We start from the raw sequence: 18,327 nt of genomic DNA, 5'->3' as shown, positions 1-18,327 counted from the left end.
GCCACTGTCTCCCCGTCGTTTTATCGCCCACCAGTGCTTGCGCTGAGGTATGAGTGAGTTGGACGCCGACGAGAACCCGTACGTCGAGGACCCGACGACGGAGTTCGAACCGGTCGAAGAGTTGGACGAGCAGGGTGCCGAGGAGCAGGCCCAACAGCTACGAGAAGCTATCAGGTATCACGACTACCGGTACTACGTCGAGAACGACCCGGTAATCGGCGACCGAACCTACGACGTGCTGTTCACGCGCTTGCAGGAACTCGAAGCAGCCTTCGACATTCAAACCGCAGACAGTCCGACCCAGCGCGTCGGCGGCGAACCGCTTTCTGAACTCGGAACTGTCGAACACGTCGCGCCGATGCTCTCCATCGATTCCAGCGGGGAAGCCGACGACGTGCGGGACTTCGACGCCCGGATTCGCCGGGAAGTGGGCGACGAACAAGCGGACGGCGTGGAGTACGTCTGCGAACCGAAGTTCGACGGCCTCTCGGTCGAAGTCGTCTACGAGGACGGCGAGTACGTTCGCGCGGCGACTCGCGGCGACGGCCACGAGGGCGACGACGTGACCGAGAACGTCCGCACCATCGCCAGTGTCCCCCACCGACTCAGAGGAGATTATCCCGACTATTTGGTCGTTCGTGGCGAAGTGTACATGCCAGAGGACGCCTTCCAGAAGCACAACCGCGAGCGCGTCGAGCGCGGCGAGGACCCCTTCGCGAATCCTCGGAACGCGGCGGCGGGAACGCTTCGACAACTCGACCCCTCCATCACCGCAGAGCGCCCGCTCGACTGCTTCTTCTTCGACGTGCTAGATTCTTCAAATGGGTTTCAGAGCCACTGGGGCCAACACGTTACTCTTCCGAACTTCGGCCTGAAGGTCAACGACCGCGCGGAACTCTACGCGGACATCGAGGACGCAATCGAGTACCGAGACCGCTTGATGGACGCCCGGCCGGAGTTGAACTACGAAATCGACGGCGTGGTTATCAAGGTCAACGACTTGGCTACCTGCGAGCAGTTGGGAACCACACAGCGCGCCTACCGGTGGGCCTACGCTTACAAGTTCCCTGCGCGCTCCGAAGTCACGGAAATCACGGACATCACTGTCCAAGTCGGCCGAACGGGCCGACTCACGCCAGTCGCTCTCTTGGAACCGGTAGACGTCGGCGGTGTCACCGTCTCGCGGGCCAGTCTCCACAACCCCGAGGAAATCGCCGAGATGAACGTCAACGTCGGTGACGAGGTGAAGGTCGAACGAGCGGGCGACGTGATTCCGTACGTCGCCGAAGTCACGGACAAGCGGAGTTCCGGCCACTACGAGTTCCCCGACCACTGTCCGGTCTGTGACAGCGCAGTCGAGTTCGACGGGCCGATGGCGTACTGCACTGGCGGTCTCGCGTGTACCGCCCAACTCGTCCGCGCAGTCGCCTACTACGCCAGCGACGACGGCCTCGACATCGAAGGGTTGGGCGGCGAGCGCGTCGAGCAGTTGGTCGATGCGGGACTCCTCGAAGACAGTCTCGCGGACCTCTACCGAATCGAGAGAGACGACCTGCTCGAACTGGAAGGCTGGGGCGAGAAGAGCGCGGAAAATCTGTTGGGAGAACTCGACGCCTCGAAGCATCCGCGCCTGCGCGAGTTCCTGTCGGCGCTCGGCATTCCGAAGGTCGGCCCGGCGACTGCGGCGGACCTCGAACGCGAGTTCGGCGACTTCGAGGCGATTCGGGAGGCGTCTCAGGAAGAGTTAGAGCGGGTGGACGGCATCGGCCCGAAAGTCGCCGCCCAAATCGTGGAGTTCTTCGACTCCGAGAAGAACGAGCGGGTTATCGACGACTTGCTCGCCGCTGTCGGGCCGCTGGAAACGCCCGACGATACAGAGACCGGCGACGAATTAGCAGGTCTGACCTTCGTCTTCACCGGGTCGCTCGACGGCTACACGCGGAGCGAAGCACAGGAACTGGTCGAGGACCACGGCGCGAACGCCACGAGTAGCGTCTCGGGCAACACGGATTATCTGGTCGCAGGGGACAGTCCGGGGTCGAAACTGGACGACGCCGATGCGAACGACGTACCGGTGCTGGACGAAGAAGAGTTCGAAGAACTGCTGGAAGAACGGGGAGTTCTGTAGGACTCGTCCTACAGGTCTGCTTGGTCGAACGCCCAGTAGCCGACTGCGACTGGCACGAACAGCCAGAAGAGGAGGTAGATGACGACGAACGCGTTCGACAGGAAAACCGGAAGCGACTCGCCGAGTACCTGTGCGGCTTTCTGTCGGTTGAAGAGGCCGAACATGAGTAGTCGCGACTGGAACGCAGACTCCATCAAGACTGTATCGACGAGCGTCTTGTACGCCTGCGTCGGGTTCATCAACTTGATGAACAGTAGCGCCTGATACTTCCCTTCCGTACCCAGTCCAGCGTACTTGGTCAGTGCGTTCACGACCTGATTGGCGAAGGAATTCCAGAGGACGACGAACCAGAAGAACAAGCCAATCGATGGGATGATCGCAAGTTCGTTGCTCTCTGCCGCCGCTGAGATACCGACCGACAACCCCACGAACACGACGCCGAGGAGCACCGTCAGTATCCCGAACAGCAGGAAGTTCACGAACTTGAACGACAGCGAGGTGAACAGCAGTAGGAACGCGGCGACGACGAACCCGATGATGATCGGCACGGTTAGGACTGCGCCGCGGCCCAACACTTTGCCAAACACTACGTCTTCGCGGGAGTGTGGGAGCGAGAGCAGGAGTTTGAGCGAGCCAGACGCTCGTTCGCGGGTGATTGCCGCGTACGCCATCACGATGGAGATGAGCGGAATGAGGATGGACGTTCCCTGTTTCATCAGGTAGATGAACACGTCCGAGGTTCCGCTTTGGCCCTGCGACGGTGCGGTACCCATCTCTAAGTAGAACAGCAGGAACAGTGGGAGTGCGAATATTCCGACGAACAGCACTGTCAACGCCCACAGCCACTTCGAGCGAATCGAGTCTTGGAAGTCCTTCCGAGCGACTGCTTGCCAACTCATGCTGGCACCTCCTCTCGGTCGGTCGTGTAGGCCATGAACAGGTCTTCGAGGGAGGCTTCCTTCGTCTCGAAGTCCTCGACAGTGACGCCTGCGTCTTCCAGCGTCGAGAGGACGGTGGTCTTCTGGTCGCCTTCGCAGGAGACCCGAAGCGTGTCGCCGCTTTGGGCCACTTCCGAGACGCCGTCGAGGTCCCGGACCTGCTGAAGCGCGTCCTCGGTCACGTCGCTGACGGTCACGCGCATCACAGTGTCGGCGCTCGTCGCGTCGCGGAGTCCTTCGATGGAGTCCTCGGCGACGAGTTCGCCGTCGCGCATGATGCCGACGCGGTCACAGACCGACTCGACCTGTCCGAGGATGTGGCTGGAGAAGAACACCGTCGCACCGCGGTCGGCCTCTTCTCTCACGATGTCGCGCATCTGGCGCGCGCCCGCCGGGTCCAGTCCGGTCGAGGGTTCGTCCAGAATCAGGAGGTCGGGGTCGCCGACCAGCGACATCGCGAGGACGAGCCGTTGAGCCATCCCCTTCGAGTACCCGCCAGCTTTCCGGTCGCCGTCGCCCGTGAGGCCGACACGTTCCAAGAGTGCGTCCGGGTCGTCGTCTGCTTCCTTCGACTCGATGGCGAACTCCAAGTGTTGGCGACCGGTCAGTCGGTCGTACACGGAGAAGCCCTCCGGGAGGACGCCGAGTCGTTCTCGCACCGCGACGCTCTCGTCGTGAGCGTCGTGGTCGAGCACGCGCACCTCGCCTTCCGTCGGCCGGACGAAGTCCAGCAGCATGTTGATGGTCGTGGACTTGCCCGCGCCGTTGGGGCCGAGGAAGCCGAACACCTCGCCTTCTTCGACCGTGAAGGAGAGGTCGTTGACGGCGACGACGTCGCCGTACCGTTTGTGTACCCCGTCCAGTTCTATCGCGGTCATATGCGCCGCTTTTGCCTCACCCTACGTAAAGGCTTGTCCTTATCGTGTCGCGTCAGGAAGGATTTCCAGCGACGTTCGAACGGAAAAACGGCTCACACCGCGTCGTCTGGGTCGTATCTGTTTGCCATCTCTCTGGCTTCGTCGGCGTAGCGTTCCCGCACCTCTTCGTCGTCTACAGCCTCTAAGCTTTCCGGGTCGGCGTCGATACCTGCTGTCACGTCCACTTGCTGAAGCATGTTCATCGACCGCTGTTGCTGGAGGCGGCGTTCGCCATCCGTAGTCGCGTACACGAGCGTGACCAGTCCCTTGTCGGTGTACGTTCGCTCGACGAGCCAGAGTCGCACGTCGGTGTCGTCCATACAGACCATTTCGTCGGTAGGCTGTTGAATCCCGTTGGTTCGTCCCGTGTGGCCGGAAATTGGCATCTAACCGTCCTCTCAGTTTATTTTTTAGTCTGTAAGATGGTAATCACACTTTCCCAATACTGCCAGTAGTGTTAAGAAGGAAAGGAGCGTATCGGTGTGACGAATGACAGTATCTGGGTGGCAGGCACGCACGAAGACTGGTGTACTGGGGAGTGCACCGACACGGGTACGGGGAATCGACCACGAACGCTATTGCGGTCATCGAGCGAACCAGTGACGACGACTGAGTCCCCACTGTCGCAGGCGACCGACGACCGCCTCGACAGCATGCTCTTCCAAGGCGAAGAGGTCGAAGAGGAGTTGACGATGGAGGGTGCGCGTCTCGCGGTCACGACCCATCGTGTCCTCGTGTTCACCCCCGACGGCGACGCCAACGGCCGACTGTTCGACCACGAAGACCGGCCGAACGTCCTCGACGCGAACGTCCAGACCAGCGGCCGCGACGCCTACGCGGGTTGGGGCGTCAAGTCCGCGGTGTACGGCGTCGTCTTCCTCGGCGGCGGTTTCGTCGTCCAGAGCAGTGGCATCCTCAACACGCTCGGAGAAATCAAGACGCCGGAGTCGGGTCCGGGCGCTGGCATCGCGCAGTTCGCGGCCACGCTCCCGACTGTGTTCACCGTCCTCATCACCGGTCTCCTGTTGGTCGGCGGACTACTGCTGCTCGTGGCGGCCGGACTGGGCGCGTTCTACTACACCTCGCGCTCCGACGAGTTGGTCATCGAACGAGCGGGTCGCGACCCGATTCGCGTGCCGATGCAGGAAGGCGAGGAAGGCGAGCAGATCGCTCGCCGCCTGCGCACGGTCGTAGGAACAGGTTCAAAGCCCAGCACCGACTAGCTGTTCTCGATGGATGGGGCCGCCGTCCGGGAGTCCGCATCGTCGTTACCGCGGGACCCCGGGGTCTACCAGTTTCAGCAGGGAGAGACGACGCTCTACGTCGGCAAGGCCGTCTCGTTGCGCGAGCGCGTTCGCTCGTACGCCGACCCGCGGAGCGACCGCATCCGTCGGATGGTCCGGCGCGCGGACGCCATCGACTACTCCGTCACGGACACCGAAACCCAGGCCCTCCTACTGGAGGCGAACCTCATCAAGCGGTTTCAGCCCCGTTACAACGTTCGGCTGAAAGACGACAAGTCCTACCCGCTCGTCCAACTGACCGACCACGAATTCCCCAGAATCGAGATAACGCGAGACCCCGACCCCCAAGCCAGAGCCGCCCGTGGGAGCGACGGCCCGCGCGTGTTCGGCCCGTTCACGAAGAAGACACAGGTCGAAGTCGTCGTGAAGGCGCTCCGTGAGACCTACGGTGTGCGAGGCTGTTCGGACCACAAGTTCGCCAATCGCGACCGGCCGTGTCTCGACTACGACATCGGTCTCTGTACCGCGCCCTGCACCGGCGAAATCGGCGAGGACGCATACCTCGCTGACGTGGAGTCGGTCGTCAGATTCTTCGAAGGCGAGACAGGCGTGCTGGCAGACCCCCTGCGAAGAGAGATGGAAGAGGCCGCTCAATCGCAGGAGTTCGAGCGCGCGGCGAACCTCCGAGACAAACTCGACGCCGTCGAAGGATTCCACGGCGGCGCGGGCGAAGCCGTCGCCAGCCAGCAGGACGAGCGCGCCGTAGACGTACTCGGCGTCGTCCTCGAAGGCGACGACGCGACGGTGGCGCGTCTGCACAGCGAATCGGGCCAACTGGTCGAACGTGAGCGTCACGCCGTCTCGATACCGAACGATTCGGACGGCGACACGCGCTCTGCGGCCGTCGTCTCAGCGTTCGTCCCGCAGTACTACGCCGAGCGCGAGTTGCCCGACGCCCTACTGCTCTCGGAGCGACCGGACGAACAGGAGGTGCTGGACTGGCTCGAAACCGAGGGCGTGGCGGTTCGCGTGCCGGGAGCAGGTCGTGAGGCGACGCTCGTCGATTTGGCGCTGAAGAACGCCCGGCGCGGCGGTGGCGAACCGGATGCGCTCGCGGGACTCCGGGACGCGCTGAACTTGGCGACGATTCCCCGCCGAATCGAGGGGTTCGACGTGAGCCACGCCCAAGGCAAGAGCGTCGTCGGGAGCAACGTCGTCTTTGCGGGCGGCACCCCAGAAAAGGCCGACTACCGGCGGAAAAAGCTGGAGGACGTGAACGACGACTACGCGAACATGTACGACCTGCTTCGCTGGCGCGCCGACAGAGCGGTCGAGGGCCGCGACGACCGGCCCGACCCAGACCTACTGCTCATCGACGGCGGCGAAGGGCAACTGGACGCGGCGCGCGAGGCACTGGACGATGCCGGGTGGGAGATTCCGGCAATCGGGCTTGCGAAGGCCGAGGAACTAGTCGTGACGCCAGACGGCACATTCGACTGGTCCAAGGACGCAGACCACTTGCACGTGCTACAGCGAGTGCGCGACGAAGCCCACCGCTTTGCGGTGCAGTACCACCAGACCATCCGGGACGGCGTTTCGACGGAGTTAGACGGTGTGCCCGGCATCGGCCCGCAGACGCGCCGGAAGTTGCTTCGCAGATTTGGAAGCGTGGAGGGGATTCGAGACGCCTCGGTGGCGGAGTTGCGCGAGGTAGAGGGCGTCGGCGAGAAGACGGCGGAGACCATCGGGACTCAGCTCTGACTCTTCAACTGCTCGCGGGCCCGGCCGTTCCACGCGACGACGAGCGAAACGGCCAGCAGGACCGCGAGAACGAAGAGGAACGCAGTTCTCGATATCAGCAACAGTGCCCCGACGCCGAATCCGAGCGTTCCCACCGCCGCGACTCGAAACTGCTCGTACCAGATGCCCGCCGCTCCCGTCACCGCGAACACGAGCGCGAGGAAGTACGCGAGTAGCCACTGCTGGCTGACGCCACCGAGCAGGAGGACGAGTAAGGACAGCAGGAGGACTACGACGACTGCAACGGCGAACCCACGGGCCAGCGCGACGCGAGTACTCGTCATACTCGATGGTTGTTCGTCTTGCGTGATAAGGGTACGTGAGACGGTGGATTGGTGTTTTTCGCGCTTACTCGGTGACATTTCCGGCGCGGGCAGTGCGGAGAGCGGGCCTCGGACAGTGAGTAGCGAGGGACTCGGCGAGTTCCTCGGACCATGCGAGCGGTGCGAAGCGCGAACGTGTGGCTCTCGCGGTGCGGAGCGGTGCTATGCGGGGCGTTCTCTCCTCGTTTTCGGGAGTAGCTAGCCTCACTGCTATCTACGTCGCTACGTAGCACTCAAAGCAAGCGACGTATTTTCTCCGAAAGTCTAACCTCGGCGGTTGACTCGCCAGTTATTGCACCTCCAACCTCAGCCACGCCGGAAAAGTGACCAGCACAATTAAGCCGCTCCCCCATAGTGTAGGTGACATGAGCAATCTCTTCTACGAACTCGGCCGCCTCACCGGGGGTGGCGGAGGCGACGGTAGCGGACCGTCCGGCGGGAGTAGCAAGAGCCGCGAAATCGGTCGCTATCTCGCCATCGCCGTCGTCGTCCTCGCTATCTTCTTCGCCGTTCCCTCCCTGAACTTCGGCGGTATCGTCGCCCTCGTCGCCGCGTTGGTACTCGCCGGAATCATCTACAGCGCGGTCGAAATCGTCGGTCCCTACGAGAAACGCCCGATGACGGTGTTCGGCGAGTACAAGAAACTGCTCGGTCCCGGTATCAACGTGGTCATCCCGCTGGTCAGCGAGACGCACGTCTACGACACGCGAACGCAGACTCTCGACGTGCCCGAGCAGGAAGCCATCACGCGCGACAACTCGCCGGTCATCGCAGACGCAGTCATCTACATCCGCGTGATGGACGCCGAGAAAGCGTTCCTCGAAGTCGAGAACTACAAGAAAGCCGTCTCGAATCTGGCCCAGACAACCCTCCGTGCCGTGCTGGGCGACATGGAACTGGACGAGACGCTGAGCAAGCGCGAGGAGATAAACGTCCGCATCCGCGAAGAGTTGGACCGGCCGACCGACGAGTGGGGCGTCCGGGTCGAGAGCGTCGAAGTCCAGAAAGTGATGCCCTCCCAGTCGGTCGTCAACGCGATGGAGAAACAGACTTCCGCAGAGCGCCGCCGTCGCGCCATGATTCTAGAGGCACAAGGCGAACGCCGCGCCGCGGTGGAGACGGCCGAGGGCGAGAAGCAATCGAACGTCATCCGCGCGCAGGGCCTGAAACAGAGCCAGATTCTGGAAGCCCAAGGTGACGCCGTCTCGACGGTCCTCCGCGCGAAGTCCGCCGAGTCGATGGGTGAGCGCGCCGTCGTCGAGAAAGGCATGGAGACGCTCCAAGCCGTCGGTGACGGCGATTCGAACAAGTTCGTTCTCCCGCAGGAACTCACCTCGCTGGTGGGTCGCTACGGCAAGCACCTCACCGGCAGTGACGTGAGTGCGACTGACAGTGAGTCCCTCGACAGTCTGGCGTTCGACGAGGAGACGAAGGAACTGCTCGGTCTGGACGACGTGGACGAACTCCTCGCGGAGATGGACGACGTGGAACTCGAAGACCGCGGCGAGGAGCGCGAGAAGATGAAGGAAGTTTCGCAGGACTGAACTCGTTTTTCTCAGAACGCCCCGAGGACCATCACGAACAGCGCGACGGAGATGATGGCGAACAGGCTACCGACGAACTTCTTGATGGTACTCGTCTCCAGCGCGTTCGAGACGTAGGGCGCAATTTGCCCGCCAGTGACCGTCGCGGGAACGGTGAAGATGACCATGTTCCACGGCGTCGAGGCGATGCTCAGGGAGTGACCGCCGACCAGTCCGCCGCCGAAGACGTGGACGAGCGAGGCCAGAATCGCGGTCAGCGCGACCACGATGTGGTTCGTGCCGATGGCGACTCTGACCGGGACTTTCGTGCCGAGCATCGAGACGATGCCCAACTCGCCGATGCCGAAGCCAGCGAGTCCTTGGAACGTGCCGCCGACGCTGTAGTTGGCGAACCGGCGCAGGTAGCCGCCGCGGTTGTAGACGTAGTCGTCGCCCTCTTGGTCCACTCGCGTCACCGTACCAGCTTCGTCGGTTTCGACGCCTGCGGGGCCGAGCTTTCCGTCGTCGTTGGGGAGGTCACGCGAGTCGGTGCCGCCGTCGGCGATCGCCTCGCCGCTCGACGCGCTCTCTGATTCCTCGTGGCCGAGGTCGGCCCGAAACAACAGATAGGAGGCCGTCATGAGCGCGAGACCGAGCAGCAAGTGGAACACTGGCTTCGGGATGACGAACGACAGGAGCGCGCCAGCTATGACGAACGGAATCGCGCCGCCGACGAGCGTGAGCGCGAGTCGGCGGTCTACGAGTCCGTAGCGGATGAACGCGACCGCCGAACTCGACAGCCCGAACGCCTCGCTGATGAGGCCGATCTTCACCAGCGTCTCGGGTTCGAGCGGATGCGCGAACAACGGGAAGATGAAGATGAGGAACGGCACGAACAGCGCCGACCCGCTGATTCCGACCGTGTTCACGATGGTCGCCCCGAGCAGGAAGAAGGGGAACAGCCACCAGTACTCCAACCAGTACTCTGTCCCACCGCTTCCCGAGGTCGGGGCGAAGAAGTAGACGGCGGTGACGAACAGCACTGGCGCGGCGAACACGAAGAAGTGCTGGTACTTGAGGAACGACTTCTGCACTTTTCCGAGGGACGGCGTCTCGACTACGTTTTGGAGTGACATGGTTGTGTTCGAGTTCGGATGTTAGCTGTCGAAAACGAGTTCCACTGCCGGTGTCGAGCGTCCCACGGCGGAACGATGCTGGCCCACGGTCGATGCGGAGACTATTTGCGGTCGCATCTAAGTAATTCCTCCTCTAGGCGGCTGAATCGGGTGTCCGGGGTCGGACCGTGCGCTCGCTACCTTCGAATTCATAGTACCACGGTCTAAACGAGCCCCGACAGAAAAATGTTATCAACGAAATAGAATGAAATTATAGACCGTTATGGTCCCCGCAGGGGACGACGAGAGTGGCTATCGAGAGGGTGTCAGCGGCGGGAGTGTCCCTCACTGGACGATAAACTGGCCAGCTATCTCCTTGACCTCCTTCATCGTCTTCGGCTCGTCAACGGCCTTCGGGTACGGGTTCGACACGTTCAGTTCGTTGAGGAAGCTCGCGTGGCGGGCTTCGACGCTGTGGATGCCGATTGCGGCCGAGAACACGTCGTCGTTCGACACCGAGGGGGCAGCGCCCTTGTACGCCGCGACGCCAGTGTTTTCGAGCGCCTTCGCCACGCCGAAGAACTCACTGGCAGTTCCGTAGCCGAAGTCGTACTCGGCTTCCTCGACGGGTGTGCCGCCGAGTTTCTTCACTGTGTTCGTGATGGCCTTCACGTGGGCCGCCTCGTGCTCGCCGACTGCGCGGAGTCGGTCGGGGACGGTCATCCGAAGTTCGTCGCCGTACTCCGACAGCACGTCGGCGTTCATCAGTTCGTCGTCGCTGAAGTTCTCCAATCCGTCGCGGTAGAAGGCGTTCTCCAAGTGTTCGAGCGTCAGCGCGTAGTTCAGAATCTTCACGTCGCCGGTGCCGTCGTCCTTCTTGCGGTCTGCTGTCGGCTCTTCTGCCATCTCTTGTGTCGTCTCGCTGCCGCCCATGTCGGAGGTGATGAACTGGCTGGCGATTTCGATGACCTCGTCCATCGACTTCGCTTCGTCCACGGCCTTTGGGAACGGCGACGAGGAGTTGACCATGTTGAGGAAACTCGCGTGGCGGGCCTCGACGCTGTGGATGCCCGCGGCGGGGCCGAGGATGTCGTTGTCTTTTATCATTGGTGCCGCTCCGGCGTAGGCCGCAACACCGGTGTTTTCGAGCGCCTTCGCGGTGGTGAGGTACTCGCTGGGCGTCTCGTAGCCGAAGTCGTACTCGGCTTCTTCGACGGGTGTGCCACCGAGTTTCTCGATAGTCGCGCTGAGCGTCTTCACGTGGGCCGCCTCGTGTTCGTCCGCGACTTTCAGGTACTCGGGCACGTCCATTCGCACCGTCTCGTTGAACTTGCTCACCGCGTCGGCACCCATGAGTTCGTCGTCGGAGAACGTGTTCAGGCCCTCGCGGTAGAAGGCGTTCTCCAAGTGTTCGAGCGTCAGCGCGTAGTTCAGTACGTCGAGGTCGGGGTGCGGCTTAGACATCTCCTCGGTGGTGGTCTCCTCCGTGGTCGTGTCCATCATCTCGGAGGTGGTCTCCATCGTCGTGTCCATGCCGGTCGTCGTCTCGTCGCCACTGCCGCCGCCAGAACAACCAGCGAGCGCGGCCGTCCCGACGACGGCAGTTGCGGTCAGGAAGTTCCGGCGGGTTCGGTTGTCGTTCGCGTTGTCGTCGCGGGTCATGATTCGTTTCGAGCAAACCGCTATCAGTAAAAGAGGATATTCCGAACTTCGACCGGAGTTTCACCCACTCCTCACCCAAATTCGTTCAGGTTGAGGTCAAAGTGGTCCTGTTTGAAATCCGAAAATCACCGTCTGGCAGCAAACCTTCATGAGTTATTGGCTGTAGGTCGATGACATGAACCAGAGTTCGATGGATGAGAACAAACAGCAGGAGAAGCGGAGCATTGAGTTGGCTCAACAGAAAACGCCAACAGGGCCGAGTGTTCGGTCCCGTGAGTTCTGGTTCGAGCATATTTGGTCAATAAGCGTCGTCAAGAATTTTCTGACAAAAAACATCGTGGGTAAGTTCGATGGTTTGGCCGTTGTACTCGTCATTGCAGCTTCGGCTTTGGTGGTCTTTTCATACGATTCCGGAGGGAATTTCCTTGCTGTCTCTACTGCCTGTTTTTCAGCAATTTTCACCGTCTTGGCTATCCGGGAGACTAAGCGTAACCGAGAAGCAAGACACGCCCCCACGTTGTTTCTCGCCATTCGGAACGGCAAAGAGTTAGGTCTAAAGAACATCGGAAATGGACCAGCCCACGAACTCACAGTTGAGGACCGCGAGATTTCGGATGAAAGTTTAGTCGAAAATGCGATTGTCGAAGCTGATGGCTTCATCTCTCTTGAACCAGAAGACGCAGAAGATCGTATTTTAGAAAGAGCAGAACCAATCCAAGTCAAGATGAGCTATGGCGACTGTTTAGGAGTTGAACACACAAACATCGTCCGAGAAGCTAACCTCTCCGATTGGCAATCGAGCTAAAACTCGCCTTTCGGTTCCGGCACGCCACCCTCCACCTCGACATCAACGTCGAACTCCTCGCGCAACTCCCGCATTCGGTCCCGAATGTCCGCCGCAAGTTCGAACTCCAGATTGCTCGCGGCCTCGTTCATCCGGTCTTCCAGTTCTGCAATCCGCGCCTCTGCCTCGTCGTCCGTCTCGGGGTCGCCGGTACTCATGCCGGAGGTGTCAGTTTTGCTCCCCGGTAGATTCGCTTCCGAGACTTCCTTGTCGATGGTCGTCGGCGTGTAGCCGTGTTCCTCGTTGAACTCGCGCTGAATCTCGCGGCGGCGGCGTGTTTCGGAGATTGCATCGTCCATCGCGTCCGTGCGCTCGTCGGCGTAGAGGACGACTTCACCGTTGACGTTCCGCGCGGCGCGACCCATCGTCTGGACGAGCGAGGTTTCCGAGCGCAGGAAGCCCTGCTGGTCGGCGTCCAAAATTGCGACGAGCGAGACTTCCGGGATGTCCAATCCTTCCCGCAGAAGGTTGATGCCGACGAGAACGTCGAACTCCCCGAGTCGGAGCCCTCGGACCAGTTCGTGGCGTTCGAGCGTGTCCGTCTCGTCGTGCATGTACTCGACGGCGACGCCCGCCTCTTCGAGGTACTCGGTCAAGTCCTCGGTCATACGCTTGGTGAGCGTCGTGACCAGCACGCGCTCGTCGTTCGCGACCTGCTGGTCGATGCGGTCCATCAGGTCGTCTATCTGGCCCTCGGCGTCCGCAACCGAAATCTTGGGGTCCACGAGATGCGTCGGCCGAACGATTTGCTCGACGATTTGCTCGCTCTGCTCTTGCTCGTAGTCGGCGGGCGTCGCGGAGACGTACAGCGTCTTGTCGGTCTTCTCTTGGAACTCCTCGAAGGTGAGTGGCCGGTTGTCGTAGGCGGTCGGCAGTCGGAAGCCGTTCTCGACGAGGCTGTCCTTTCGGGATTTGTCGCCCGCGAACTGGCCCTTGATTTGGGGCACCGTCTGGTGGGACTCGTCGATGACGGTGAGGAAGTCGTCCGGGAAGTAGTCGAGTAGGGTAAAGGGAGCGTCGCCGACCTCCCTGTCCGAGAGGTACACCGAGTAGTTCTCGATGCCCGAACAGTAGCCCGCCTCTTTCATCATCTCCAAGTCGAACGTGGTGCGCTCCTCGATTCGCTGGGCGGCCACGAGGTCGTTGTTCCGCTCGAAGTACCGAATGCGGTCGTCCAAGTCGTCCTCGATTTCCGCGATGGCGTCCTGCATGGTCTGCTCCGGGATGGAGTAGTGTTCTGCCGGGTGGACGAGGACTGCGGGTTCTTGACTCTCGACTTTCCCCTCCAAGGGGTCCACCTTCATCATGCGGTCGATTTCGTCGCCCCAAAGTTCCACGCGCACGGCGTAGCGGCCGTACATCGGGAAGATTTCGATGGTGTCGCCCCGCACGCGGAAGGTGCCCTGCGTGAAGTCCACGTCGTTGCGCTCGTAATTCAAGTCAACGAGGCGGGCCAGCAGTTCGTCTCGGCCGATTTCGTCGCCCGTCTCCAAGCGCAGGCTCATGTGTTCGTAGTTGGCCGGGTCACCGAGACCGTAGATTGCCGACACCGAGGCGACGACGATTACGTCCTCGCGCGTGAGGAGCGAACGCGTCGCGGAGTGGCGAAGCCGGTCTATCTCCTCGTTGATGGAGGCGTCCTTCTCGATGTACTTGTCCGTCTGCTCGACGTAGGCCTCCGGTTGGTAGTAGTCGTAGTAGCTGACGAAGTACTCGACGGCGTTGTCCGGGAAGAGATTCCGGAACTCCTCGTACAACTGGGCGGCCAGCGTCTTGTTGTGCGCGATGACGAGCGTCGGTTTCTGAATCTCCTCGACCACCCACGAGACGGTGTTGGTCTTGCCCGACCCCGTCACCCCGAGCAGGGTCTGTTTGTCCATCCCCGACTGGTAGCCCTCGGCGAGCTGTTCGATTGCCTCGGGTTGGTCGCCCGCGGGGTCGAAGGGCGCATCGACCCGGAACTCGGTCTCTGCCTCGGGTCTGTCGGGGGAGAGTGGTCCCTCCTCGGCGTCGCTCATTGTAGAGTTTGGTTGGGGTTGGAGCTACTTTAGGGGGTCGTTTGGGAGTGGGACGATGGGTTGTGTGTGGTACTAGAGATGGTACATTCGGGTGTCGAACTGAACTCTGGTGTCGAACTGCGGTGAAGGGACTCCGAGAAGCTAGCTTCGACGCTGTAGGAACCACCAGTCCGTCCTCTCCAAATTAACACTCCCGCGAATTCCGCTCTTCCAAATCAACACGCTCACCAACTATCCACTACTCGAACGACAGATCGCTCGGGTCTTCGGCGACGACCCACCAGTGAACGTCCTGTTTTGGATGCCTGCGCTCGACGTGGTCCTCTAACTCGTCGCCGCCCTCGAAGTCCTTCCCGCAGAGATTGCATCGGTGGTGCTTCTTGCGTGGCATGACGAACGATGTACGCGATTCTGTGGCTAAACGTTGACGGCGAAAAATCGACTGCTCGTCTCAACACACCGGTTTCGGATTGACGCCCATCCCCTCTAGGGTCTCCGTGTATTCTTCGTAAGCCGCATTAATCGCGCCGCTGGCGGTCTCTTTCGCGCGGTCCCAGTCGTCGTCGCTCTCGCACACCTCGTCCAGCAACGCTTCGATTCGCTCCAACTGTCCGTCCAAGTCGTCGCCCAAGTCGCGGAACAACTGGGCGGTCTGCGGGTCGGCCTGCCCGACGAAGAAGCCGACCATCTGCTCTTTCGATTTCTCGCTGGCGATAGTTCTCCCTAAAAAGCCGCCGACCCGGCCCGCGGTGTCGTCCACGTCGCGCAGGTACTCGTGAACTGCCGGAACCTCACTCGGTTCGTGGTCTTCGTCCAACTTCGCCGTAACCTGTTCGTAGTGGTCGCGCTCCTCCGCAGCGGTCTCCCCGAAGGCTTCGCTCGCGGTCTCATTCGCCTCCGAATCGGCCCACGCCTCGAACGTCTCGGCGGCGGCGTACTCGGCGTCGGCCGCGGCGGCGAAGACGACCTGCGGTTCCATCTCGCCCTCCGTCTCGGCGTACAGCGACTTCGAAGAGCCGAGTCGGGAGAGCGCGGTCTCGTTGTCGTCGCGGACGGTCTGGACGAACTCCTCTGGATTCATAGATTGAGGTACGCAGGGTGGCGGTTTGTAACCTACGACGGCGGCGAAAGGTGTGGAAGTGGCGGGTTGTCGGTGTGTAGAACCAGACCATGCAAACTCGATACGGTGAAACTTTGGTCAGGGCGCGTGCGGTCGCACCCTCGTGGTGCGACCAGTTCGCGCGAGGTCTTGGCGAACGGACGTGAGCCAAGGCTCGGAAGAGTCTGCTCTTCCGGTGGACGAGTAACGGAGCGCGGAAGGCGCGCGACTGCGCGTCTTCCAGACCCGAGTAACGCAGTCGGTTGGGGAGGGACGCGAGGCGCGCGGGTGTTGCGGAGAGCGGGCCTCGGATGGCGAGCGGCAGAGCCGCGAGCGGTGGCCGTCGCGGTGCTGTGCGGTCTCATTGGTTTCGGGAGTAGCTAGCGTCACTGCGTGCGTCGTTGCTACATAGCAGTCAATACACCCGCAGTTTCTTCCTCGAAAGCCCTCGGACGCTCGCCACCGGCAGACGGTCCTGCTCGCGCTGCTGCGCGGGCTGCGACTGCCGAGGTCTCGTTCGCTTCGCTCACGAGACGGTCGCTGACGCGGGATACTCGCGCTTCTCCGCACCGCCCAGCGCGAGTAGTGCCCGCGCAGACGACCAAGTCAAGCGCGAGCGTCCGACCCCTTTCAGTCCCGCCCGTGTGGTTTGTATCACCGGGCGTTTTCGTCGCCAGTTTCACCGAGCGCTGCTGGTTGCTTGCGTCCCCGAGCGTTCCCGATCGCCTGTCTCACCAGCCGTTTCTGGTGGTTTGCGTAGCCGAGCGAAAGACGCCGTTTGACTCTCGGATACAGAGAAAGCCCAGAATCGCGAGAAAACAAAAGAACGAGTTCGCGGTTAGTTACTGCCGGTCTCGATGGGGGCATCCACGAGGTTGCCCCACTCCGTCCACGAGCCGTCGTAGTTCACGGTGTCCTCGTAGCCGAGCAGTTCGTGGAGTGCGAACCACGCGACCGAGGAGCGTTCGCCGATGCGGCAGTAGGCGACCGTCGTGCCGTCGCCGTCGATGCCTTCCTCGGCGTAGAGCGATTCGAGTTCGTCGCGGGTCTTGAACGTGCCGTCCGCATTCGTCACAGCGGCCCACGAGATGTTCTTCGCGCCGGGAACGTGGCCACCGCGCTGGGCGGTCTCCTGCAGTCCCGGCGGGGCGAGCACTTCGCCGCTGAACTCCTCGGGCGAGCGAACGTCCACGAGCGGAACGCCGCGCTCGATGGCCTTCTCCACGTCGTCGCGGTAGGCGCGGATGCTCTCGCGCGGGCCACCTGCCTCGTAGCTCTGTGCGGAGAACTCCGGCACTTCGTCGGTGGTCGGGTAGTCGTTTTCGAGCCAGTACTCGCGGCCACCGTCGAGCAGTCGCACGTCGTCGTGGCCGTAGTACTTGAACTGCCAGTAGGCGTAGGCGGCGAACCAGTTGGAGTTGTCGCCGTACAGCACCACGGTCGAGTCCTCGGTGATGCCGTGGTCTCCGAGCAGGTCCTCGAAGTCAGACTTTTCGAGGATGTCGCGCTGGGTCTGGTCCTGCAGTTGGGTCTCCCAGTTGAACCCGACTGCGCCCGGTGCGTGGGCCTCCTCGTAGGCTTCCGTGTCTACGTCTACTTCGACCAGTCGGTACTCGGGGTCGTCGCTCTCGAACTCGCTCAGGCGGTCTTCGGCCCAGTCAGCCGAGACCAGCACGTCGTTTGCGTACTCGCTCATAACCAGTTTCGAATAGACGTTCTCGGGTTATATCCCTGTTACCCCCGGTAGGTTCCGCCTTGTGTCGGGACTTCCGGAAAGGTTTGCCGGGTCCCCCCGGCGAGCCACCTCGTCCCCCCAATCTGATACGTCATCGCCACCGGGAAGCGGAGACAATTGCCGCTACCTGCGAGCAACGGTCAGAAGTCGGCCCGAACGGCGCACATAAACCACCGGCCCACCTACTCCTTCTCGATGCACCAGAACGTCGTAGTGAGCGACGAGTGGCTGTCTGAGCGACTGTCAGCGGTAACGGTCGTTGACGTGCGTGACGGCTGGGAGTACGACGGCATTGGCCACGTTCCCGGCGCGGTCAACGTGCCGTTCGACGAGTTTCGGAGTGATAGCAACACTGACCAAGGCATGCTCCCCGGCGAGGAGAAGTGGGCGGACTTGCTCGGCGATTCAGGAGTCAGCGACGACGACACCGTCGTCGCCTACGACGACATGCACGGCGTCTTCGCGGCGCGGTTCTTGGTCACCGCCGAACTGTACGGCCACGAGGACCTCCACCTGCTCGACGGCGACTTCAGTTCGTGGACGCGCGAACACGAGACGACGAGCGAGGTTCCCGAACAAACCGGGACTACCTACGAAATCAGCGAGCCAGCACATTCGCCACTGGTCGGCCAAGACACCGTCGAGCAGGCCATCGACGACTCGGACGCGGTCGTACTCGACACCCGCGACCCCGAGGAGTACGCCGAGGGCCACATTCCGAGCGCGGTCAATCTCGACTGGCTCGAACTGGTAGACGACGAGACGCGGGGACTGAAACCCCGCGAGGAACTCGACTCGATTCTGGACGCCCACGGCGTCACCCCCGACAAACAGGTCGTCCTCTACTGCAACACCGCCAGGCGAATCAGCCACACCTACGTCGTCCTCTCGTCGCTGGGCTACGACGACTTGGCGTTCTACGAGGGCAGTTTGACGGAGTGGGAGGCGGCGGGCGCGCCTATCGAAACTGGCTCCGAATAG

The 18,327-nt window shown here is 61.9% G+C and carries 16 protein-coding genes; 6 read left to right on the top strand and 10 right to left on the bottom strand.

The genetic code is table 11. The features are described 5' to 3' along the window. The first annotated feature begins 49 nt into the window (after positions 1 to 49). A complete protein-coding gene (gene ligA / locus F7R90_RS14800; RefSeq protein ID WP_158058173.1) occupies positions 50 to 2,128 on the top strand; it encodes an NAD-dependent DNA ligase LigA in 2,079 nt (692 codons plus the stop codon). An 8-nt stretch (positions 2,129 to 2,136) separates the two neighbouring features. Here the strand turns inward: ligA and F7R90_RS14795 are convergent, their stop codons facing one another. The 3 genes from F7R90_RS14795 to F7R90_RS14785 all read right to left on the bottom strand — a co-directional run bounded on the left by F7R90_RS14795 (position 2,137) and on the right by F7R90_RS14785 (position 4,303). Then, positions 2,137 to 3,027 carry an ABC transporter permease subunit gene (locus tag F7R90_RS14795; protein WP_158058172.1) on the bottom strand — a complete coding sequence of 297 codons (891 nt, stop codon included), beginning with the start codon at positions 3,025 to 3,027 and terminating at the stop codon, positions 2,137 to 2,139. Beyond that, a complete protein-coding gene (locus F7R90_RS14790; RefSeq protein ID WP_158058171.1) occupies positions 3,024 to 3,944 on the bottom strand; it encodes an ABC transporter ATP-binding protein in 921 nt (306 codons plus the stop codon). The genes F7R90_RS14795 and F7R90_RS14790 overlap by 4 nt, the downstream gene beginning before the upstream one ends. A gap of 92 nt (positions 3,945 to 4,036) precedes the next feature. Further along, the gene (locus F7R90_RS14785) at positions 4,037 to 4,303 is read right to left on the bottom strand and encodes a hypothetical protein (RefSeq protein ID WP_158058953.1); all 267 of its coding nucleotides are present in this window, start codon (positions 4,301 to 4,303) and stop codon (positions 4,037 to 4,039) included. A 279-nt stretch (positions 4,304 to 4,582) separates the two neighbouring features. Here F7R90_RS14785 and F7R90_RS14780 point away from each other — a divergent pair, with 279 nt between their 5' ends. Continuing rightward, a complete protein-coding gene (locus F7R90_RS14780; RefSeq protein ID WP_225741192.1) occupies positions 4,583 to 5,206 on the top strand; it encodes a hypothetical protein in 624 nt (207 codons plus the stop codon). Positions 5,207 to 5,215: 9 nt separating this feature from the next. After that, entirely contained in the window at positions 5,216 to 6,988 is a 1,773-nt protein-coding gene (locus F7R90_RS14775; protein ID WP_158058170.1) for an excinuclease ABC subunit C, read from the top strand. Here F7R90_RS14775 and F7R90_RS14770 read toward each other — a convergent pair. Continuing rightward, entirely contained in the window at positions 6,979 to 7,311 is a 333-nt protein-coding gene (locus F7R90_RS14770; RefSeq protein ID WP_158058169.1) for a hypothetical protein, read from the bottom strand. The two genes, F7R90_RS14775 and F7R90_RS14770, sit on opposite strands and share 10 nt — an antisense overlap. A 404-nt stretch (positions 7,312 to 7,715) precedes the next feature. Between F7R90_RS14770 and F7R90_RS14765 the strand changes: the two genes are divergently transcribed. After that, positions 7,716 to 8,894, top strand: a complete 1,179-nt coding sequence (locus F7R90_RS14765) for an SPFH domain-containing protein (RefSeq protein WP_158058168.1) — start codon at positions 7,716 to 7,718, stop codon at positions 8,892 to 8,894. Between the two features lie 11 nt (positions 8,895 to 8,905). Here the strand turns inward: F7R90_RS14765 and F7R90_RS14760 are convergent, their stop codons facing one another. Together F7R90_RS14760 and F7R90_RS14755 are read right to left on the bottom strand one after the other, a co-directional pair. After that, positions 8,906 to 10,009 (bottom strand): sulfite exporter TauE/SafE family protein, encoded by a 1,104-nt coding sequence (locus F7R90_RS14760; protein WP_158058167.1) that lies wholly within the window; start codon positions 10,007 to 10,009, stop codon positions 8,906 to 8,908. 324 nt (positions 10,010 to 10,333) lie between these two features. Further along, a complete protein-coding gene (locus tag F7R90_RS14755; protein ID WP_158058166.1) occupies positions 10,334 to 11,650 on the bottom strand; it encodes a ferritin-like domain-containing protein in 1,317 nt (438 codons plus the stop codon). A gap of 175 nt (positions 11,651 to 11,825) precedes the next feature. Here F7R90_RS14755 and F7R90_RS14750 point away from each other — a divergent pair, with 175 nt between their 5' ends. Beyond that, positions 11,826 to 12,455, top strand: a complete 630-nt coding sequence (locus tag F7R90_RS14750; protein WP_158058165.1) for a hypothetical protein — start codon at positions 11,826 to 11,828, stop codon at positions 12,453 to 12,455. Here the strand turns inward: F7R90_RS14750 and uvrB are convergent. The 4 genes from uvrB to F7R90_RS14735 form a co-directional block, all read right to left on the bottom strand. Beyond that, positions 12,452 to 14,512: an excinuclease ABC subunit UvrB gene (gene uvrB / locus F7R90_RS14745; protein WP_158058164.1), complete on the bottom strand. Its 2,061-nt coding sequence runs from the start codon at positions 14,510 to 14,512 to the stop codon at positions 12,452 to 12,454. The two genes, F7R90_RS14750 and uvrB, sit on opposite strands and share 4 nt — an antisense overlap. A 238-nt stretch (positions 14,513 to 14,750) precedes the next feature. Then, positions 14,751 to 14,903, bottom strand: a complete 153-nt coding sequence (locus tag F7R90_RS22285; RefSeq protein WP_192498331.1) for a hypothetical protein — start codon at positions 14,901 to 14,903, stop codon at positions 14,751 to 14,753. Between the two features lie 60 nt (positions 14,904 to 14,963). Beyond that, positions 14,964 to 15,593, bottom strand: coding sequence for a rubrerythrin family protein (locus F7R90_RS14740; protein WP_158058163.1), 630 nt, complete (start codon positions 15,591 to 15,593; stop codon positions 14,964 to 14,966). A gap of 856 nt (positions 15,594 to 16,449) precedes the next feature. Beyond that, complete coding sequence (locus F7R90_RS14735; protein ID WP_158058162.1) at positions 16,450 to 17,307, bottom strand: sulfurtransferase; 858 nt, start codon at positions 17,305 to 17,307, stop codon at positions 16,450 to 16,452. Between the two features lie 234 nt (positions 17,308 to 17,541). Between F7R90_RS14735 and F7R90_RS14730 the strand changes: the two genes are divergently transcribed. After that, positions 17,542 to 18,327 carry a sulfurtransferase gene (locus F7R90_RS14730; protein ID WP_158058161.1) on the top strand — a complete coding sequence of 262 codons (786 nt, stop codon included), beginning with the start codon at positions 17,542 to 17,544 and terminating at the stop codon, positions 18,325 to 18,327.

Origin of the sequence: Halorussus halophilus (assembly GCF_008831545.1) — an archaeon.
In the GTDB taxonomy this organism is placed as follows: domain Archaea; phylum Halobacteriota; class Halobacteria; order Halobacteriales; family Haladaptataceae; genus Halorussus; species Halorussus halophilus.
This window is presented reverse-complemented; position numbering and strand designations above follow the sequence as displayed.

Excerpts from the sequence above, each read along its gene's own strand:
- F7R90_RS14750 (WP_158058165.1), top strand. The coding sequence starts at position 11,826 with ATGAACCAGAGTTCGATGGATGAGAACAAACAGCAGGAGAAGCGGAGC.
- F7R90_RS14775 (WP_158058170.1), top strand. The coding sequence starts at position 5,216 with ATGGATGGGGCCGCCGTCCGGGAGTCCGCATCGTCGTTACCGCGGGAC.
- F7R90_RS14740 (WP_158058163.1), bottom strand. The coding sequence starts at position 15,593 with ATGAATCCAGAGGAGTTCGTCCAGACCGTCCGCGACGACAACGAGACC.
- F7R90_RS14790 (WP_158058171.1), bottom strand. The coding sequence starts at position 3,944 with ATGACCGCGATAGAACTGGACGGGGTACACAAACGGTACGGCGACGTC.
- F7R90_RS14770 (WP_158058169.1), bottom strand. The coding sequence starts at position 7,311 with ATGACGAGTACTCGCGTCGCGCTGGCCCGTGGGTTCGCCGTTGCAGTC.
- F7R90_RS14760 (WP_158058167.1), bottom strand. The coding sequence starts at position 10,009 with ATGTCACTCCAAAACGTAGTCGAGACGCCGTCCCTCGGAAAAGTGCAG.
- F7R90_RS14735 (WP_158058162.1), bottom strand. The coding sequence starts at position 17,307 with ATGAGCGAGTACGCAAACGACGTGCTGGTCTCGGCTGACTGGGCCGAA.
- F7R90_RS14755 (WP_158058166.1), bottom strand. The coding sequence starts at position 11,650 with ATGACCCGCGACGACAACGCGAACGACAACCGAACCCGCCGGAACTTC.
- F7R90_RS22285 (WP_192498331.1), bottom strand. The coding sequence starts at position 14,903 with ATGCCACGCAAGAAGCACCACCGATGCAATCTCTGCGGGAAGGACTTC.
- F7R90_RS14785 (WP_158058953.1), bottom strand. The coding sequence starts at position 4,303 with ATGGACGACACCGACGTGCGACTCTGGCTCGTCGAGCGAACGTACACC.
- uvrB (WP_158058164.1), bottom strand. The coding sequence starts at position 14,512 with ATGAGCGACGCCGAGGAGGGACCACTCTCCCCCGACAGACCCGAGGCA.
- F7R90_RS14765 (WP_158058168.1), top strand. The coding sequence starts at position 7,716 with ATGAGCAATCTCTTCTACGAACTCGGCCGCCTCACCGGGGGTGGCGGA.
- F7R90_RS14795 (WP_158058172.1), bottom strand. The coding sequence starts at position 3,027 with ATGAGTTGGCAAGCAGTCGCTCGGAAGGACTTCCAAGACTCGATTCGC.
- F7R90_RS14730 (WP_158058161.1), top strand. The coding sequence starts at position 17,542 with ATGCACCAGAACGTCGTAGTGAGCGACGAGTGGCTGTCTGAGCGACTG.
- ligA (WP_158058173.1), top strand. The coding sequence starts at position 50 with ATGAGTGAGTTGGACGCCGACGAGAACCCGTACGTCGAGGACCCGACG.